Here is a 227-nt window from a genome sequence, read left to right on the forward strand (position 1 = left end):
CGGTTACTGGAGGTAATATAGGGGGCCACGTCCAGCTTTATAAAATCCGTACCTGTTTTTTTGTAGCGCAGGAAATAGGGCTTGTCTGCATAAAAGGTATAGGTTTCAGCCTTGGCCGGGTTTTTTACGGTAATAGATCGATTTTCGTTGTTCCATTCAACGCCCATATTTAAGCCTTCCATGACGGTCCGTAAGGGGACCATGGTCCGGTTATCCTTAATAAAGGC

Annotated in this window: 1 protein-coding gene; it reads right to left on the reverse strand. The window is 45.4% G+C overall.

Annotated elements, in window-relative coordinates:
• Positions 1-227 (reverse strand): stalk domain-containing protein (locus ACKQTC_RS09250; RefSeq protein WP_408978153.1); only part of this gene is annotated, 227 nt, incomplete at both ends.

The sequence above is a fragment of the Peptococcus simiae genome (assembly GCF_046097595.1).
In the GTDB taxonomy this organism is placed as follows: Bacteria; Bacillota; Peptococcia; order Peptococcales; family Peptococcaceae; genus Peptococcus; species Peptococcus simiae.